The organism is Streptomyces sp. NBC_00344 (assembly GCF_036088315.1).
Classification (GTDB): Bacteria; Actinomycetota; Actinomycetes; order Streptomycetales; family Streptomycetaceae; genus Streptomyces.
The window spans coordinates 4342065-4359133 of record NZ_CP107996.1 but is presented as its reverse complement, the minus strand read 5'-3'; the positions used below and the strand labels follow the sequence as shown (position 1 = coordinate 4359133).

The following is a 17069-nucleotide window of genomic DNA, read 5'->3' as shown; positions in this document are numbered from 1 at the left end:
AACCTCCGAGGACGGGCCGGGCGACGGGGGTCGAGCGGTGTGTTGAGCGTAAGGCGCAAAAGCAGGGGTCGCTCCTCCACAGCGGGCCGTTGTGGGCGAACTCACCTGGGCTGTCACCGGTTCGGGTGGGGTTCGACGGCCGGCGAGCGCCGGTACGGTCACGCGTATGGATATGACGTGGGTACTGGCACTGGCCGCTGTCGTGCTGCTCGCACTCGTCGCGTCGGTCGTCGACGGACGGGCGCGGAGCGGGCGGCGGCCGGGCGGCAGGAAGCGGCCCCCCGGGCGCGGTCCCGTCCGGACGCCGAGCGGTACCCGGGGCAGGTCCCGCGGCACTTCCGGTGGGCCGGGCCGGGCTCCGAAGGCGGGCGAGATCTGGTGGGCGCTGGTGCCGTTCGAGGACGGGCCCGGCGCCAAGGACCGGCCCTGCCTCGTACTGTCCGTACGGGGGGACGCGGCGCTGGTCGCGAAGATCACCAGCAAGCACCACGGGGAACGGCCCGGAGTGATCGCGCTTCCGCCGGGCGTGGTGGGGGGTGCCCGCGGACGGGCCAGCTTCCTGGAGACCGACGAGCTCAGGGACGTACGGGTGGGAGAGTTCCGGCGGCGGGCCGGCGTCGCGGATCCCGGGCTCTGGGCGCAGGTCCGGCATCTGGCGGGGTAGCGGCGCCGCAGGACGGGAACGGCCCGGGGGTGCTCGACGGGGGCGGCCCGGGGGCGCTCGGCCCCCGGAGCCCGTTCGTGAGCCTGTCCCGTAATCCCGTCGTGCACACGCCGGGGACTACGGGACGGGACTACGGGACAGCTCTCAGGCCCAGAGCTGGCCCTGCAGCGTTTCGATCGCCGCCTCTGTCGTCGGTGCCGTGTACACGCCGGTGGACAGGTACTTCCACCCGCCGTCCGCGACGACGAAGACGATGTCGGCTGTCTCTCCGGCCTTGACGGCCTTGCGTCCCACCCCGATCGCCGCGTGCAGCGCCGCGCCGGTCGAGACTCCCGCGAAGATGCCCTCCTGCTGGAGCAGCTCCCGGGTACGGGTGACCGCGTCGGCGCTGCCCACCGAGAACCTCGTGGTCAGGACGGACGCGTCGTAGAGCTCGGGGACGAAGCCCTCGTCGAGATTGCGGAGGCCGTAGACCAGGTCGTCGTAGCGCGGCTCCGCGGCGACGATGTTGATGCCTTCGACGTTCTCGCGCAGAAAGCGGCCTGCGCCCATCAGAGTGCCTGTGGTGCCGAGGCCCGCCACGAAGTGGGTGATGGAGGGCAGGTCGGCAAGGATCTCGGGACCGGTGGTGGCGTAATGCGCACCCGCGTTGTCGGGGTTGCCGTACTGGTAGAGCATCACCCAGTCCGGGTGCTCGGCCGCGAGCTCCTTGGCAACCCGGACGGCCGTATTGGAGCCGCCGGCCGCCGGGGAGGAGATGATCTCCGCCCCCCACATGGTGAGCAGATCGCGCCGCTCCTGCGAGGTGTTCTCCGGCATGACGCAGACGATGCGGTAGCCCTTGAGCCTGGCCGCCATGGCGAGCGAGATGCCGGTGTTGCCCGATGTGGGCTCCAGGATGGTGCAGCCGGGCGTCAACCGGCCGTCCTTCTCGGCCTGTTCAACCATGTGGAGCGCGGGGCGGTCCTTGATCGAACCGGTCGGGTTGCGGTCCTCGAGCTTGGCCCAGATACGCACGTCGTCCGACGGGGACAGCCGCGGAAGCCGTACGAGCGGGGTGTTGCCCACCGCCGCCAGCGGGGAGTCGTATCGCATCAGCGGGCTCAGACCATGCCGCCGGCCACGGCCGGAAGGATCGTGACGCTGTCGCCGTCGGCCAGCTTGGTGGAGATGCCGTCGAGGAAGCGGACGTCCTCGTCGTTGAGGTACACGTTCACGAAACGGCGGAGCTGCTCGCCGTCCACGATGCGCTCCCGGATGCCCTGGTGCCGGGACTCGAGGTCGGTGAGGAGGTCGGCGAGGGTGTCACCGCTGCCCTGCACGGCCTTGGCGCCGTCGGTGTAGGTGCGGAGGATGGTCGGGATGCGGACCTCGATGGCCATGGCTGGGCTCCTGTCGGAAGGATGAGGCGGAGAGCGCGACGGTGGCGCGAAGGTGCGGTCGCGGATGGTGCGGTGGTGCGTGGAGCCGCGGCTCAGACGGCAGCGCGACGCGGACAGATCGCACTGGCGAGGCGGCACAGGTCGATGTGCAGCCGTGCGGCTCCACATCCAAAGGCTCCCAGGAAGAGAGTGGAGGCGGAGCGCAGCATGCCGAGCGGCGGGCCCGGCGTCATTTCGCTCACGTCATGGGAAACCATGGGCTCATCGTATCGATTCCCGGCCGGGGATCCGGGGTGCGATCTCGCTATATGGGATAGATGCGTCCGACTACTGGACGACCTTCACTTCCTCCTCGGTGATCCGGCCGTCGACGATCCGGTACGAGCGGAACTGGAAGGGCCCCGCGTCGTCCGTATCGGCGGTGGAAACCAGCACATAGTGCGCGCCGGGCTCGTTGGCGTAGGTGACGTCGGTGCGTGAGGGGTACGCCTCGGTCGCGGTGTGCGAGTGGTAGACGATCACCGGCTCCTCGTCGCGGTCGTCCATCTCCCGGTAGAGCTTCAGCAGATCCGCCGAGTCGAACTCGTAGAAGGTGGGCGACCTGGCGGCGTTCAGCATCGGGACGAACCGCTCGGGGCTGTCGGTGCCGGCCGGACCGGCGACCACTCCGCACGCTTCGTCGGGGTGGTCGGCGCGGGCGTGCGCCACGATCCGGTCGTGCAGGGCCTGGGTGATGGTCAGCATGCGCATCAGGATAAACAGAGGGGCCCGTCCGTACCGAGGGATGGTACGGACGGGCCCGAATGCTGAGATTTACCGCTTGTTGAAGGCCACACCTTCCGGGTTGCGGGCCTTCAGGACGAAGTACGAGACGCCCATGATCGCAGCCCAGAGCGGCGCACAGTAGAGCGAGACCCGGGTGTCCTTGTCGATGCCCATCATCACGATGACCAGTGCGATGAAGGCGAGCGAGAACCAGCTGCTCCAGGGGGCGCCGGGCGCCTTGAACCCGGACTGCGGGAGCTCGCCGCGATCCGCCTTCGCGCGGTAGCGGATCTGGCAGATGAGGATCACGATCCAGGCCCACATGCCGGAGATGGTCGCGAAGGAGACGACGTAGTTGAACGCGTCACCGGGCCACTGGTAGTTGATCCAGACACCCACCAGCATCAGCGCGGCGGAGACGGTGGTGCCGACGAGCGGGGTGCCGCTCCTCGTCAGCTTAGTGAAGAACTTCGGACCCTGGCCGTTGAGTGCCAGGTCGCGAAGCATCCGGCCGGTGGAGTACATGCCCGAGTTGCAGGAGGACAGGGCCGCGGTCAGCACCACGAAGTTGACGATGGCCGCGCCGATGCCCAGGCCCATCTTCTGGAACGCGGCGACGAAGGGGCTGACGCCGGGCTGGAACTCGTTCCACGGGACGACCGAGAGGATCATGATCAGCGCGCCGACGTAGAAGACGGCGATCCGCCACGGCACCGTGTTGATCGCCTTGGGGAGAACCTTCTTGGGGTCCTTGGACTCTCCGGCGGTCACACCGACCAGTTCGACGGCGAGGAAGGCGAACATCACGATCTGCAGGGTCATCAGGGTGCCGGTGATGCCCTTGGGGAAGAATCCGCCGTTGTCCCAGAGGTGGGCGACGGTCGCGGTGTCACCGGCGTCGGAGAAGCCGAGGGTGAGAATGCCGGCGCAGATGAGGATCATGCCGATGATGGCGGTGACCTTGACCATCGAGAACCAGAACTCCAGCTCACCGAAGAGCTTCACCGAGATCAGGTTCACGCCGTAGAGAATGATCGTGAAGACCAGCGCGGAGAGCCATTGGGGGATGTCCCACCAGTACGTCATATAGGTGGCGGCCGCGGTGACCTCGGTGATGCCGGTGACGACCCAGAAGAGCCAGTAGGTCCATCCCGTGACATAACCGGCGAACGGGCCGATGAACTCACGGGCGTACTCCGAGAAGGAGCCGGAGACCGGGCGGTACATGAGCAGCTCGCCCAGGGCCCGCATGATGAAGAAGATGACCAGGCCCGCAATGGCGTAGGCCAGGATGAGACTGGGGCCGGCCTTGGAAATGGCCTTGCCCGCTCCGAGGAAGAGGCCGGTGCCGATGGCGCCGCCGATGGCGATCATCTGGATCTGACGGGACCCGAGGCCCCGCTGATAACCCTCGCTCGACGTTGCTGTAGCGGCCTCACTGCCGTCGTGATGCTCGTCGACCTGCACTGAGGTCATGGTGTTGCGCCTTTCTCCATGCCGACCCGGCCGTACGCGGCTCAGATCGACTGTGACGATCCTGGAGGGGCAGAGCCCGCGGATGTGGATGGAGTGCTTCCGGCGGTCAGCCGGTCGTAGCGCCCTCGGCGGCGGGGGGTGTCGCCTCCGAGTGGTCGTGAAGATTTATCACGACGGCAACAGTGATCATCCGGCGCGAATGTGACTCACGCCACTGGAAGAACCGGACGAAACGGACTGGACGGAACAAAGCATTCCGCTTGAGTGACAGCATCGTTATCCGGATTTGAGTGTCCGTTGAGCGGACGACCGGGTTACGGACCGGTAGCCGGTGTCCGGTTTCCGCGCGGTGCCGTTACGGCATCAGAGTCTCGACGAGCGTCTCCTGAAGGGCGCCGAGCCAGAGATACGCCATCACCATCGGCTTGCGGGGATCCTCGTCCGGGAGCCGGTACAGCTCGTTGTTCTCGTCCTCGTCGGACACCTCGAGACGGGTGCCGATGGTCAGCCGCAGATCGTTGAGCGCCCCGAGCCAGTGCTGGGAGTCCTCGGGCGAGAGCCGGAGCACCGCGACACCCGACGGCACGCGCTTGCGGCGGCCGGCCTTGCGGGTACTGGGAGTCGCGCCGCCGGGGGCCGGCGCGGCGGCCTCGTCCAGCGTCCTGACGACCGCCAGCGCGTCGTCCCGCTTGCGGGCGCGCAGGTCGTTCTCGGTGAAGCGGCGGAACTCCGAGGAGAAGTCCGGCTCCTTCTCGCCGTAGGCGTCGGGGAAGAGGCGGGCCAGCGCAGGGTCGGACGGCGGCTCGCTGGGGCCCTCCGCGAACAGCGCCGCCAGCGGGTCCTCACCCTCGACGGGTTCGTCCCCCGGGCCCACGAGCTCCAGGAGCTGGACGACGAGCGAGCGCAGGATGGAGATCTCGATCTCGTCCAGCGCGACGGCCGCGCCACCGCCCTTGACCGGTTCGAACTGACCGGCCATCAGTTGCGGTCCTGGGTGAGGGTGGCCCACAGGCCGTATCCGTGCATGGCCTGCACGTCGCGTTCCATCTCCTCGCGACTGCCGCTGGAAACCACGGCCCGGCCCCTCTGGTGCACGTCGAGCATCAGCTTGTGCGCTTTCCCCTTCGCATAACCGAAGTACGCCCGGAAGACGTACTCGACGTAGCTCATCAGGTTGACCGGATCATTGTGGACGAGCGTCACCCATGGCACGTCGGGCTCGGGGACCGCGAAGGTCTCCTCGGCCGATTCGGGACGTTCGATCTCTACGGGGGCGACACTCACCTACCCCATGCTGCCACCCGGGGAGTGGTGGCGCACACACCGGCCCATAGATCTCGTCAGTTTGACGAAATAGGGGGTAGCATCGATCACATGAACACTTCGGACCTTGGCCTGCCGGTACATGTGCCGTCGACAGCGCTCTTCACGGACCAGTACGAGCTCACGATGCTGCAGGCCGCACTCCGGGCCGGCAGCGCCGAACGGCGCTCCGTCTTCGAGGTCTTCACCCGGCGGCTGCCCGAAGGACGGCGCTACGGCGTCGTCGCGGGCACCGGGCGGGTACTCGACGCCGTGGAGAACTTCCGGTTCGACGAGACCCAGCTCGGGTTCCTGGCGGAGCAGAAGATCGTTGACGGGCCGACGGCCGAATGGCTTGCCTCCTACCGCTTCAGCGGGGACATCTGGGGCTATCCGGAGGGCGAGGTGTACTTCCCCGGCTCCCCCGTCCTGCGGGTGGAGGGCTCCTTCGCCGAGTGCGTGCTGCTCGAGACGGTGATCCTCTCGATCCTCAACCACGACTCGGCCATCGCCGCCGCGGCCTCCCGGATGTCGGCGGCCGCCGCCGGACGCCCGCTGATCGAGATGGGCGCCCGGCGCACCCATGAGCTGGCTGCCGTGGCAGCGGCCCGCGCCGCCTATGTCGGCGGGTTCTCGACGACATCCGATCTGGCCGCCGGATTCCGCTACGGAATCCCCACGGTCGGCACCAGCGCCCACGCCTTCACACTGCTCCACGACGACGAGCGCCAGGCCTTCACCGCCCAGGTCGACTCGCTGGGCCGCGGCACCACCCTGCTGGTGGACACCTACGACGTGGCCGATGCGGTGCGTACCGCAGTCGAGGTCGCCGGTCCCGAGCTGGGTGCGGTGCGCATCGACTCCGGCGATCTGCTCCTGGTCGCGCACAAGGTCCGCCAGCAGCTCGACGCCATGGGCGCGACCGGCACGAGGATCGTGGTCACATCGGACCTCGACGAGTACGCCATCGCCTCGCTCGCGGCGGCGCCGGTGGACGCGTACGGAGTCGGCACCCAGCTGGTGACCGGCAGTGGCCACCCCACCTGCTCCATGGTGTACAAGCTGGTCGCCCGCGCCACGTCGGCCGACCCCGCTGCGCCGCTGCAGCCGGTGGCGAAGAAGTCGATCGGCGCCAAGTCCTCACGCGGCGGCCGCAAGTGGGCCGCGCGCCGCACCGATTCCGACGGGGTGGCCGAGGCCGAGGTGATCGGCACCGGAACGGTACCGGCCGGCCTGGTGGACCAGCAGCTGCTGGTCCAGCTGGTCAAGGGCGGCTCGGTCATCGAGCGCGAGCCGCTGGACCGCGTGCGCGAACGGCACCTCGCGGTGCGGTCCACACTGCCGATGTCGGCCATGCAGCTCTCCCGCGGCGAACCGGTCATCCCGACCGAGTACGCATGAACGGCAGGTGAGCGGGAATGCAACGGCCACGCAGGACTCATGTCTCTTGCCACTCATTCCACGAAGGAACTCCGCCATGCACCGCGCGCTGATCGTCGTAGATGTGCAGAACGACTTCTGTGAGGGCGGAAGCCTCGCGGTCGCCGGAGGTGCGGATGTCGCCGCAGCCATCACGGAGCTGATCGGGCAGGCTGCCGCCTGCTACCGCCATGTGGTGGCCACCCGCGATCACCATGTGGACCCCGGCAACCACTTCTCGTCAGACCCCGACTACGTCCACTCCTGGCCCGTGCACTGCGTCGCCGGCACCGAGGGAGTGGGTTTCCATCCCAACTTCGCACCGGTGGTCGCGTCCGGGGCGATCGACGCGGTCTTCGACAAGGGGGCATACGCGGCGGCGTACAGCGGCTTCGAGGGCCTGGACGAGAACGGCGTCACGCCCGCGGACTGGCTGCGGGCGCGGGAGATCACCGCGGTCGACGTGGTCGGTATCGCCACCGATCACTGCGTCCGGGCCACTGCGCTCGACGCGGCGGGTGCGGGATTCGGCACGACCGTGCTGCTGAACCTGACGGCGGGGGTCGCGGCGCAGACCACCGCCCGGGCGCTCGACGAGATGCGGGAAGCGGGAGTGGAGCTGAGGGGCAAGCCGGTGGTGTGAGCAGGCGCGGTGTGCCCTGCGCGCCGCTCCCTGGCCCCGGCGGGGCGCCCTGCGCGCCGTCCCACGGCCCGGCACGGTGTCCTTCACCCCCGCGGAACGGCCCCCGGCGCCCACGGCCCCGAGCGTCCGGCAGAACAGCCCACGGCCCGAGCATCCGGCGCGACGGCCCTGAGCCTCCGCGGAACGGCCCTCAGCCCAGCAGCGCCCTGATCGGGTGCCAGAGCTCCTCGGCCTCCTGCGGCGCGGCCCGCCACACCAGGCCGTCCGGGTGGTGCAGCACCGCCGTGATCTCGTCCGGCGTCGGCGGGTGCATGTTGCCGCGCAGATACACCGCCCGCAGCCCCAGATTCCGCAGCCTGGTCAGTGCGCGGGCCCGGTTGGCCGCCCGGACCAGCACGCGGACCTGGGTCAGGCGGTCCGGGCTCGGCAGGGTGAGTGCCACCACCACACTGCCGTTCGGAAGTCTGCTGTATCCGCCGCCCGCCATACCGTTCATCTCCCCCGTAAGACATCGTGTCAATAAGAGCTGTGCAAGAGGCACCTAAACACGATCGGCCGCCGCCCGCTAGAGGGCGACGGCCGATCATGCTCTGACCTGCAAAGATGAAGATCAGTGGTGCGAGGGCCCCACGTGGACCGTGATCGTCGAGCCGTCCAGAGGCTGTGCGGCGATCATGATCCGGGTGTTGGTGTCAGTAACCTGGACACTTCCGGTGGGGTTGTCCGCGGACCAGTACTTCCCGTTGTGGTCGTCGAAGACCGGCACCCCGAGCTGCGGCTTGATCTTCACCGCGGCGTCCGCGTTGTGCAGCGTGAATCCCTTGGTCGGGTACCAGCTGAACGGCGCGTCGAAGGGCTGGATCTTGTTCCGCATGATGGTGCCGTCCGCCCACTTCATCGACTTGGGGTGGGAGTCGACCGGCAGGATCTGGCCCTTGCCCGGGTGCGCGCTGACGTTGTTGTCGGGCTGCGAGGTGTCCCACTGCCAGATCATCAGACCGCGCTGGTACGGGTAGTACTCGACCCAGTCGGGACGGCTCTTCGAGAATCCGAAGTTGTACGGGCCGGTCTTCAGCGTCTTGTCGTACGACACGTACTGGCGGTTCTCGGCGATGTAGTACTGCGGGTAGTCCTTGGTGAAGGACTCGGCGATGCGCGAGAAGCCGTCGGCGGTCCAGCCGGCGTCGTCCGTCTCGGCACTGTCCGTGAACAGCGGCGCTCCGTCGGCGTTCACCGAGATCGCGTCGGCCGCGAAGCCCTTGCCGGCCACACCGCCGTCGGACAGGTAACGGAACCGCAGGTCGATCTTCTTGCCCGCGTACGCGTCCAGCGGGTACGAAAGGCTCTTGTAGGTGGTGGAGGAACCGGTGAGCGCCGGCTTGTCGCTGCCGTCGCGCGGGATCTGCGCTCCGTCCGCCTTGCCGTCGATCGCGTTCCAGTCGGCGCCGCCGTCGGTGGACACCTCGGCGTACAGGAAGTCGTAGTCCTTCTCGATGTCCCACCAGCCCGAAAGGTCCAGCGAGGCCTTCGACTTGCCCGTCAGGTCGACGGAGCGGGTCAGGGTGTTGGAGAGGTTGTCACCCATCCCGCTCCACCACTGCTTGGTGCCGTCGGCCGGCTTCACGATCGTCGTGGTGACGGGCTTGTCCGGCAGCGAGACGACGAGCGCCTGCTTGTTCTTGGTGTTGTACTCCGAGACACCCAGCTTGGCCGTCGAGTCCTTGCCGGCCTTGGCGGTGGCGTAGTTGAGCCAGCCCAGCTGGAGCTTGTCCCACGCCGACATGGCGCCCGGCATGTTGCCGATGGCGTTGTCACCGGTGCTCAGCCAGGATCCGGCCGACATCAGGGACCAGAAGCCGACCGAGTTCTCGGCGGTGTTGGTGGTGTCGTACTCGTCGGGCAGGCCCAGGTCGTGGCCGTACTCGTGCGCGAAGACACCGAGGCCGCCGTTCTCGGGCTGCATGGTGTAGTCGCCGACCCAGATGCCGGTGCCGCCGACCGGCGTACCGCCCGCCTTGTTGTCGGCGGGGCCGGTCTTGCCCACGTCGGTGCTGTACACGTAGGAGCGGTGCGCCCAGAGTGCGTTGGTGCCCTCGGCGCCGCCGCCGGCGGACTCGTCCTCGCCGGCGTGCACGATCTGGAAGTGGTCGATGTAGCCGTCGGGCTCGTTGAAGTTTCCGTCGCCGTCGTAGTCGTAGCGGTCCCACTGGTCGTACGTGGACAGCGTCGCCTTGATCTGCGCGTCGGTCTGGCCCGCGGCCTTCTGCGCCGCGGTCCACGCGTTGATGCCGTCGCGCACCAGGTCGCCGGCGTTGGCGCAGATCGAGGAGCCGCAGTAGTTGGAGCCGTAGCGGGCCTCGTTGTACGGGACCGAGACCCAGTCCGCGACCTCACCGTCGACCGAGTAGCGGCCCGACGAGGTCTTCTCGTAGTACGACTTCAGCGATGCCTCGCCGGAGCCGAAGTACAGGTCCTGGAAGTGCTGGCGGTTGTAGTCCGTCTGCCAGGCCGTGCTGTTGTCCGTCTTGCGGTCCGGCTTGGCTATCTCGTTGTGCGCGGGGCCGGGCGTGCCGCCGTACTTCTTGACGGGCGGCTTGGGACCGTCGGGGCCGTCCGGGTCGTACATCGTGGTGTCGTCGACCTTGTCGCCGAACTGCGCCAGGATGGTGAAGATCTTGTCGGTCTTCTCCCGGCCGAGCTCGACGTACTTGTTGTCGTCGAGGCGCACGACCTTGGAGCCGTGGCTGCTCTGAAGTTTCTTGTGGCCGGATATGACCTGCTCGAGCGCCGACTGGCGCTCCTTGGCCTGCTGCTTGCCGAAGGGGCCCTGGAAGTCGTGCTTCTGCCCCTTGAGCTCGGTCCCCGGGTCGCGGCGATCGATCTTCGAAGCGGCTGAAGTGCTGGGCGCCTTGGCGTCCGCCTGCGCGGTGGCGTAGGCCGAAGCGGTGGCGGTGGTCGCGGCGATGGCCACGAGCACGGCTGCCACCCTGGTCGTCGCCCGTCTCTTTATATTCACCTGGTGCTGTCCTCCCCGAACGCGTCTCAAGTGACGACATTCGATCGGAGGTGCGAGAGAAAAGACAGACCTTGACTTGCACACACCAAGTGCACTATGCAGGGCGCACGTTCCGGTATCCGGACGACCCCCAGGGGTCTCGCACCACATGTCTCACAAGTCTCACGAGCGGTCAACAGGCGCGCCCATCTCGACAGTTGGATAGCCGAATGACTCCGTGCGCCCCCTATGCTTCGGCACCGTGGGTTAGGTCACGCTTACTACCCGTTCCCCTCGGGCATGCGTCGGAATAGAGTCGTTCGACGACGTGCTTGCCCGCTTTGTCGTACCGACCACCCACCGCTGTCCCTAGGACGGATATCGCCATGCCGCGTCCGACTGCCGCACAGCTCGCCTATGGTTCGGCCACCGTCATCTTCTCGACGCTGGCCATGCTGCTGCTCTCCCGCACCTCATCGGGCGTCGGAGTCGCGGTCATCGTGGTGGCGGCGCTGGTCCTGGGGCTTCTCGTCGCCACTTCCGTTCCGATGCCCGGGTCGGCACACCCGCTCGCCTCCCGCAGGACGGGGTCCGAGCGCCCGGCGGACATCTCCGTGCCGGTCGCCGCGCCGGCCTCGGTCCGGGTGCGGACCCCCCGGGCCGGGGCGGAACGCGTCGGTGAGCACTCACTGCGTGGTTGAGACCACCACGGTCTTGGCCGCCTTGTCGTGCAGCCCCTGCTTGTACGGCCTGTCGAAGAAACTCCAGCCGCCGCAGATCGCCGTCCAGATGCAGGCGCAGCAGAAGACCGCGGGAATCCACAGCACCAGCGCCCGCACGAACGACGACTGCACGGTGGGCGTGGTGCCGTCGTTGAGATTCGCAGTGCGCAGGTTCAGGATCTGCTTGCCGAAGGTCTGGCCCGCCTTCTTGGACGTCATGAACGTGTCGTAGCCGACGTAGAGAATGGCCGCGATCACGCTCTGCCCGAAGGACCGTCCGTAGTTCATGTGGTCCGTGTTGTACCTGAGACCCCCGAAGATCAGCGAGATCAGCCAGACGAACACGGCGACGATCACGATGTCGATGATGCGGGCCAGCACCCGCTTGCCGCTCGGTGCGAGCGGCGGCATACCGGCGAGGGGGTCGCTGCCGCCGTACGCGTTGCCGGAGCCGTACGGGTCGTGAGGGGGCGGCGGGGGCGCGCCGTAGGGGCCACCGGAGCCGCCGCCCGGCGGAGGCTGCTGAGGACCGCCGCCACCGTACGGATCACCTCCGCCCGGCGGAGGCTGCTGAGGACCCCCGCCACCGTACGGATCACCCCCGCCCGGCGTGGCGCCGTGCGGTTCGCTGTCGTACGGGTTGCCCGGAGGCGGGTTGCTGCCCTGCGGGTTCTTGCGGAACGGGTCGTCCTCGGGCGGCTGGCCGGGCGGGGGCTGGTCGGTACTCATGGCCCGAGTCGACCGCGCCGGACAGGTTGCCGCATCCGGTCAGGTCCGTACGAGTGACGGGGCGTCAGCCAGTCGGTGTGTTTCAGTCGCCCGCCACGAAGGTCCGCGCCGCCTTGTCGTGCCAGCACTGGCGCCACGGCCGGTCGAACAGGCACCAGAGCACATTGACCACACCGATGGCCAGCAGGCCCAGTGCGCCGTAGACCAGCCATCGGGTCAGCGCGACACCGAACGTCGGCGGTTCATACGACTCCATTCCGCGGACCTGGATGCCGCAGAGCTTCTTCCCCGGGGTACGGCCCCACCTGGCGGTCGGCAGCGCCTCGTAGAGCAGGCCGAGCAGCAGGAAGCTGCCGACGACCACACCGAGACAGCCGGCCGTCGTCCCGTCCAGCAGCCAGACCGTGACGGTCGTGCCGGAGAGCTTCGCCGCGTCGATCTTGTCGTTGATGTGGTCCGCGGCCTTCGACAGGAACGGCACGGCGATCACGCCGACGACCGCTCCCAGCACCACGGTGTCGATCAGCCGCGCGACCAGTCGTCTGCCGAGGCTCGCGGGGCGGGCCGATGCCTGTGCCTGAGCGGCCTTCAGGAAGGGGTCCTCGACCGGGGGTTTCCAGGGCGGCAGCCCCTGCTGCCCGGAATCCCCGGCCGGCCTGGCCAGTTGCTGCACCTGCTGGGGCCAGGACGCCGCTCCCCCACCGGCACCCGGGGCGACCGGTCCGTCGACGGCCTGACCGCCCGGCTGCGACCGCGTGACGGGCGACTGCTGGGCGGGGGCCTGCGAAGGGGCCGCGGACTGCGCTGAGGCGGACTGCGGCGAGGCGGACTGCTGGTGCTGCTGGGGCAGGCCCGCCTGCGGCTGATCGGGGCGTACGGCCCGGATGGCCATGGTCCCGTCCGCCTGGCCGGTACGCGCAGCCCCGCCCTTGGGACGCAGCGCACGGAGCGCGACCGTCTCCGACGGCACGCCGGACTCCGTGCGGCCGGTGGGCAGCGCGGGTCCGCCGGGGCGAGCCGAAGGCCCGGAAGGTACGGATGGGGGCGGCGCGGACGCGGGCTCAGCGGACGCGGGCGGTGTCGTGGAAGGCCGTCCGGTGGACGGCGCCTCCCCGGCCGGGGTGCGGGGGTCGGTGCCGCCCCAGGAGACCCTGCGGTCGCGGTCACCGCCGAACCCGGTCTGGCGTGAGGCATCCGCCTGCCAGACGGACGAGGGCTCCTGGCGGCTGTCCTGTTCGAGCTCCTCGTCGAAGAAGACGGGTCCGGTCTCCTCGACGGCAGGGGCCGACGGGGCAGCGGGCTCCGGCCTGCGCGCCGCGGGCAGAGCGGCGGACTCGGGCGAGCCGCCGGCCGGCGGCGCCGGCGTCGACGCGCCGCCGTCGTCGTCGGGGGCGGGACGGCTCGTGCCGGGCACCCAGGAGCCGCCGTTCCAATACCGCACATATCCGGGGATCGACGGATCCGGGTAGTAGCCAGGTGTGGGGCTGCCGTCGCCGGCTGCCGGGGTTGGGGCGCTCATCTCCGTGGTCCCGTATCTTCTCGAGAGCCGCAATTCAGGGCTCCACATGTATCAGACCGCCGCACCGCCACGGACCGGTCCTGCCGCATCGACCACTTTCCGGTCATCGGCACATCATCCTCGATAGTCGCGTAATGGATGCCGGGCGCGGCGCTCTCTCCCGGTACAGCCCGGTGTCGGGCACACGTCCAAGGAGAGGAAGTACACGCCATGCACACCGTGGTGGAACGTGAACTCGAGCTCAAACTGGTGCTGTCGCCCGATTGCAGCATCCCCGTCCCTGCCCGGCTGGCCTACCGCACGGCGGACCCCTACGCCGTGCACGTCTCCTTCCACATCTGCTCGGACACCCCGGTGAACTGGACCTTCGCCCGGGAGCTGATCGTCGAAGGGGTGTTCAGGCCGTGCGGACACGGTGACGTCCGGATCTGGCCCACCAAGGTGGACGCGAAGAGCGTCGTCTGCATCGCGCTGAGCTCGCCGGACGGGAACGCTCTGCTCGAAGCGCCCACCGCGCAGATCTCGGCCTGGCTCGAGAGGACCCTGCGGGCCGTGCCACCTGGGTCGGAGAGCACGCATCTCGGCATCGACGACGGTCTCGCCGCGCTGCTCGGCGCGGGTCCGCCGCCCTCCGACGACCTGTGGCTGAGCGACCCCTGGCCTCCGGACGGGTCGGCGGACGACGAGATCAGGTGAGCGAGCTGCCCTGTCCTCCGGCGATGCGGGCGGGTCAGAAGAGCTTGCCGGGGTTGAGCAGGCCCAGGGGGTCGAAGGCCTGCTTGACGCCTCGTTGCAACTCCAGCCCGACCGGGCCTAGTTCGCGCGCCAGCCACTCCTTCTTGAGAACGCCGACGCCGTGTTCGCCGGTGATGGTCCCGCCCAGTTCCAGGCCGAGCGCCATGATCTCGTCGAAGGACTCCCGGGCCCTGCGCGACTCGTCCGGGTCCTGCTGGTCGAAGCAGACCACGGGGTGGGTGTTGCCGTCGCCGGCATGTGCGCAGACACCGATGGTCAGGCCGTACTTGTCCGCGATGACCGCTGTGCCCTCGATCATCGCGCCGAGCCGGGAGCGCGGCACACAGACATCGTCGATCATGGTGGCCGACTTGACGGTCTCCAGCGCGGTGAGCGACATCCGCCGGGCCTGCAGGAGGAGTTCGGACTCGGCCGCGTTCTCCGCGGGCACCACCTCGGTGGCGCCCGCTGCCGTACAGAGCTCGCCGACCCGCGCCAGGTCGGCTGCCGGGTCCGGGGTGTCGAACGCGGCGAGCAGCAGGGCCTCAGTGGTCTCCGGGAGGCCCATGTTCGCCATCCGGTTCACCGCGTGAATGGTCGTACGGTCCATGAGTTCGAGGAGTGACGGGGTGTGGCCGCCCTCCATGATCCGGCAGATCGCGTCGCAGGCGGCGGCCGCCGACGAGAACTCGGCAGCCAGCACGAGCTGCTCGGGCGGGACCGGCTTGAGGGCGAGCACCGCCTTCACGACGATGCCGAGACTGCCTTCCGAGCCGACGAAGAGCCGCGTCAGGTCGTATCCCGCGACACCCTTCGCGGTGCGCCGGCCCGTGGTGAGCAGCCGGCCGTCGGCCAGTACGACCTCCAGGCCGAGGACGTACTCGGCGGTCACGCCGTATTTCACGCAGCACAGACCGCCGGACGCCGTGCCGATGTTGCCGCCGATGGTGCACGTCTCCCAGCTGGACGGGTCCGGCGGGTAGTACAGGCCCTTTTCGGCGACGGCCCGCGAGATCACCGCGTTGACGACACCCGGTTCGACGACCGCGATCCGGTCGACCGTGCTGATCTCCAGAATCCGGTCCATCTTCACCATCGACAGCACGATGCAGCCGTCAGTGGCGTTGGCCGCGCCGGACAGTCCGGTACGGGCCCCCTGGGGCACGACCGGGACACGGAGGGCCGTCGCGGTCCGCATCACGTGCTGGACCTGCTCGACGGTGCGGGGCAGGACGACCACGGCGGGGACGCCGGCGTCGCAGAAGCTGGCCATGTCGTTGGCGTACGAGGCCGTGATGTCGGGGTCGGTGATCAGGGCTTCCGGCGGGAGTCCGGTGCGCAGCCGTTCGAGCAGATCGTTCATGATCCCAGCCTCGCACCGGGGGCGGGGCGTGGGAAGAGGTGGCGTGCCACCGGGTGGCGACGGGGGTGCTCCCCGCCCCCACCCGGTCCCGCGCCCCGGAGCCGGGGCCGGGTGTGTCACAGGTTGCCGCGTCGCTCCTGCTCCCGCTCGATCGCCTCGAACAGGGCCTTGAAGTTCCCCTTGCCGAAGCCCATCGAGCCGTGCCGTTCGATCATCTCGAAGAAGACGGTCGGCCGGTCCTGCACCGGCTTGGTGAAGATCTGCAGCAGATAGCCGTCCTCGTCGCGGTCGACGAGGATCTTCTCCTGGCGGAGTGTCTCGACGGGGACCCTGGTCTCACCCGCCCACTCGCCCAGAGTGTCGTAGTACGAGTCGGGGGTGTCCAGGAACTGGACACCAGCGGCGCGCATCGCCCGTACCGAGGCGACGATGTCGTTCGTGGCGAGGGCGATGTGCTGGACACCGGCGCCGCCGTAGAACTCCAGGTATTCGTCGATCTGGGACTTCTTCTTGGCCACCGCGGGCTCGTTGATCGGGAACTTGACCTTCAGGGTGCCGTCGGCGACGACTTTCGACATCAGGGCGGAGTACTCGGTCGCGATGTCGTCGCCCACGAACTCCTTCATGTTGGTGAAGCCCATGACGTTGTTGTAGAAGGCGACCCACTCGTTCATCCGGCCGAGCTCGACATTGCCCACGCAGTGGTCGATGGCCTGGAAGGTGCGCCGGGCGGGCGGCTCGACGATCGGGTCGGCGGCGCCGAAGCCGGGGAGGTACGGGCCGTCGTAGCCGGTGCGCTCGACGAGGGTGTGGCGGGTGGAGCCGTAGGTGGAGATGGCGGCCAGCACCACCGTGCCGTGGTCGTCCTTGAGCTCGTAGGGCTCCTGCAGGCCGGTCGCGCCGTGCGCGGTGGCGTACGCGTAGGCGGCCCGCGCGTCGGGGACCTCGATGGCGAGATCGACGACGCCGTCGCCGTGTTCGGCCACATGGGCGGCGAGGAAGCGGCCGTGGTCGGTTGCGGCCTTGATGACGGAGGTGAACACGAAGCGGGCGGAGCCGTTCGTCAGAACGTAACTGGCGGTCTCGCGGCTGCCGTTCTCCGGTCCGGAGTAGGCGACGAGCTTCATGCCGAAGGCGGTCGCGTAGTAGTGCGCCGCCTGCTTGGCGTTGCCCACGGCGAAGACGACAGCGTCCATTCCCTTCACCGGGAAGGGGTCTGCCTCGCGCGCGGTGTGGGGGGTGTGCTGGGTGGTCTCAGTCATGGGTGCAGCGTCTCCCCGCATCGCAAGGTGCGCAACAGTTGGCGTTTGCGCTGGGCAGTATGTCCAGTGCGGGTCCAGGATGGCCGGACCATC

18 protein-coding genes are annotated in these 17069 nt (G+C 68.8%); 5 read left to right on the top strand and 13 right to left on the bottom strand.

The genetic code is table 11. The features are described 5' to 3' along the window. Positions 1-166: 166 nt before the first annotated feature. Complete coding sequence (locus OHS16_RS19655; protein ID WP_328538518.1) at positions 167-664, top strand: type II toxin-antitoxin system PemK/MazF family toxin; 498 nt, start codon at positions 167-169, stop codon at positions 662-664. 144 nt (positions 665-808) lie between these two features. Here OHS16_RS19655 and OHS16_RS19650 read toward each other — a convergent pair whose 3' ends face one another. The 7 genes from OHS16_RS19650 to clpS form a co-directional block, all read right to left on the bottom strand. Next, entirely contained in the window at positions 809-1759 is a 951-nt protein-coding gene (locus tag OHS16_RS19650) for a PLP-dependent cysteine synthase family protein (protein WP_328538517.1), read from the bottom strand. Between the two features lie 8 nt (positions 1760-1767). After that, positions 1768-2046, bottom strand: coding sequence for a MoaD/ThiS family protein (locus tag OHS16_RS19645; RefSeq protein ID WP_328538516.1), 279 nt, complete (start codon positions 2044-2046; stop codon positions 1768-1770). Positions 2047-2138: 92 nt separating this feature from the next. Beyond that, entirely contained in the window at positions 2139-2303 is a 165-nt protein-coding gene (locus tag OHS16_RS19640; RefSeq protein WP_328538515.1) for a putative leader peptide, read from the bottom strand. 70 nt (positions 2304-2373) lie between these two features. Beyond that, complete coding sequence (locus tag OHS16_RS19635) at positions 2374-2790, bottom strand: M67 family metallopeptidase (protein WP_328538514.1); 417 nt, start codon at positions 2788-2790, stop codon at positions 2374-2376. A 69-nt stretch (positions 2791-2859) separates the two neighbouring features. Next, positions 2860-4287 carry an amino acid permease gene (locus OHS16_RS19630; protein WP_328538513.1) on the bottom strand — a complete coding sequence of 476 codons (1428 nt, stop codon included), beginning with the start codon at positions 4285-4287 and terminating at the stop codon, positions 2860-2862. A gap of 355 nt (positions 4288-4642) precedes the next feature. Then, entirely contained in the window at positions 4643-5266 is a 624-nt protein-coding gene (locus tag OHS16_RS19625) for a DUF2017 domain-containing protein (protein WP_328538512.1), read from the bottom strand. Then, complete coding sequence (clpS, locus tag OHS16_RS19620; protein WP_328538511.1) at positions 5266-5571, bottom strand: ATP-dependent Clp protease adapter ClpS; 306 nt, start codon at positions 5569-5571, stop codon at positions 5266-5268. Before clpS ends, OHS16_RS19625 begins: the two co-directional genes overlap by 1 nt. A gap of 90 nt (positions 5572-5661) precedes the next feature. On the opposite strand from clpS, the gene OHS16_RS19615 reads away from it, so the two are divergent. Continuing rightward, entirely contained in the window at positions 5662-6990 is a 1329-nt protein-coding gene (locus tag OHS16_RS19615) for a nicotinate phosphoribosyltransferase (RefSeq protein ID WP_328538510.1), read from the top strand. A 76-nt stretch (positions 6991-7066) separates the two neighbouring features. Further along, positions 7067-7651, top strand: coding sequence for an isochorismatase family protein (locus tag OHS16_RS19610; protein WP_328538509.1), 585 nt, complete (start codon positions 7067-7069; stop codon positions 7649-7651). Positions 7652-7841: 190 nt separating this feature from the next. Here OHS16_RS19610 and OHS16_RS19605 read toward each other — a convergent pair whose 3' ends face one another. Both OHS16_RS19605 and OHS16_RS19600 read right to left on the bottom strand, forming a co-directional pair. After that, complete coding sequence (locus tag OHS16_RS19605; protein ID WP_328540915.1) at positions 7842-8138, bottom strand: hypothetical protein; 297 nt, start codon at positions 8136-8138, stop codon at positions 7842-7844. A 123-nt stretch (positions 8139-8261) separates the two neighbouring features. After that, entirely contained in the window at positions 8262-10667 is a 2406-nt protein-coding gene (locus OHS16_RS19600; RefSeq protein WP_328538508.1) for an immune inhibitor A domain-containing protein, read from the bottom strand. Between the two features lie 365 nt (positions 10668-11032). Between OHS16_RS19600 and OHS16_RS19595 the strand changes: the two genes are divergently transcribed. Continuing rightward, positions 11033-11347: a hypothetical protein gene (locus OHS16_RS19595; RefSeq protein ID WP_328538507.1), complete on the top strand. Its 315-nt coding sequence runs from the start codon at positions 11033-11035 to the stop codon at positions 11345-11347. Here the strand turns inward: OHS16_RS19595 and OHS16_RS19590 are convergent. Continuing rightward, on the bottom strand, positions 11333-12097 hold the full coding sequence (locus OHS16_RS19590) for an RDD family protein (RefSeq protein WP_328538506.1): 765 nt from the start codon (positions 12095-12097) through the stop codon (positions 11333-11335). The two genes, OHS16_RS19595 and OHS16_RS19590, sit on opposite strands and share 15 nt — an antisense overlap. Before the next feature lie 82 nt (positions 12098-12179). Further along, positions 12180-13616 carry an RDD family protein gene (locus tag OHS16_RS19585; RefSeq protein ID WP_328538505.1) on the bottom strand — a complete coding sequence of 479 codons (1437 nt, stop codon included), beginning with the start codon at positions 13614-13616 and terminating at the stop codon, positions 12180-12182. A 210-nt stretch (positions 13617-13826) separates the two neighbouring features. On the opposite strand from OHS16_RS19585, the gene OHS16_RS19580 reads away from it, so the two are divergent. Then, positions 13827-14312, top strand: coding sequence for an SsgA family sporulation/cell division regulator (locus OHS16_RS19580; RefSeq protein ID WP_328538504.1), 486 nt, complete (start codon positions 13827-13829; stop codon positions 14310-14312). 34 nt (positions 14313-14346) lie between these two features. On the opposite strand, the gene OHS16_RS19575 is transcribed toward OHS16_RS19580, so the two are convergent. Together OHS16_RS19575 and hppD are read right to left on the bottom strand one after the other, a co-directional pair. Continuing rightward, positions 14347-15714 (bottom strand): FAD-binding oxidoreductase, encoded by a 1368-nt coding sequence (locus OHS16_RS19575; RefSeq protein ID WP_328538503.1) that lies wholly within the window; start codon positions 15712-15714, stop codon positions 14347-14349. A gap of 116 nt (positions 15715-15830) precedes the next feature. Further along, entirely contained in the window at positions 15831-16976 is a 1146-nt protein-coding gene (hppD, locus tag OHS16_RS19570) for a 4-hydroxyphenylpyruvate dioxygenase (RefSeq protein ID WP_328538502.1), read from the bottom strand. Positions 16977-17069 lie beyond the last annotated feature (93 nt).

Bases quoted from the DNA above. Each gene is read 5' to 3' on its own strand.
- OHS16_RS19645 (WP_328538516.1), bottom strand. From the start codon at position 2,046: ATGGCCATCGAGGTCCGCATCCCGACCATCCTCCGCACCTACACCGAC.
- OHS16_RS19610 (WP_328538509.1), top strand. From the start codon at position 7,067: ATGCACCGCGCGCTGATCGTCGTAGATGTGCAGAACGACTTCTGTGAG.
- OHS16_RS19630 (WP_328538513.1), bottom strand. From the start codon at position 4,287: ATGACCTCAGTGCAGGTCGACGAGCATCACGACGGCAGTGAGGCCGCT.
- OHS16_RS19580 (WP_328538504.1), top strand. From the start codon at position 13,827: ATGCACACCGTGGTGGAACGTGAACTCGAGCTCAAACTGGTGCTGTCG.
- OHS16_RS19585 (WP_328538505.1), bottom strand. From the start codon at position 13,616: ATGAGCGCCCCAACCCCGGCAGCCGGCGACGGCAGCCCCACACCTGGC.
- hppD (WP_328538502.1), bottom strand. From the start codon at position 16,976: ATGACTGAGACCACCCAGCACACCCCCCACACCGCGCGCGAGGCAGAC.
- OHS16_RS19595 (WP_328538507.1), top strand. From the start codon at position 11,033: ATGCCGCGTCCGACTGCCGCACAGCTCGCCTATGGTTCGGCCACCGTC.
- OHS16_RS19590 (WP_328538506.1), bottom strand. From the start codon at position 12,097: ATGAGTACCGACCAGCCCCCGCCCGGCCAGCCGCCCGAGGACGACCCG.
- OHS16_RS19625 (WP_328538512.1), bottom strand. From the start codon at position 5,266: ATGGCCGGTCAGTTCGAACCGGTCAAGGGCGGTGGCGCGGCCGTCGCG.
- OHS16_RS19605 (WP_328540915.1), bottom strand. From the start codon at position 8,138: ATGGCGGGCGGCGGATACAGCAGACTTCCGAACGGCAGTGTGGTGGTG.
- OHS16_RS19615 (WP_328538510.1), top strand. From the start codon at position 5,662: ATGAACACTTCGGACCTTGGCCTGCCGGTACATGTGCCGTCGACAGCG.
- OHS16_RS19650 (WP_328538517.1), bottom strand. From the start codon at position 1,759: ATGCGATACGACTCCCCGCTGGCGGCGGTGGGCAACACCCCGCTCGTA.
- OHS16_RS19640 (WP_328538515.1), bottom strand. From the start codon at position 2,303: ATGGTTTCCCATGACGTGAGCGAAATGACGCCGGGCCCGCCGCTCGGC.
- OHS16_RS19655 (WP_328538518.1), top strand. From the start codon at position 167: ATGGATATGACGTGGGTACTGGCACTGGCCGCTGTCGTGCTGCTCGCA.
- OHS16_RS19575 (WP_328538503.1), bottom strand. From the start codon at position 15,714: ATGAACGATCTGCTCGAACGGCTGCGCACCGGACTCCCGCCGGAAGCC.
- OHS16_RS19635 (WP_328538514.1), bottom strand. From the start codon at position 2,790: ATGCTGACCATCACCCAGGCCCTGCACGACCGGATCGTGGCGCACGCC.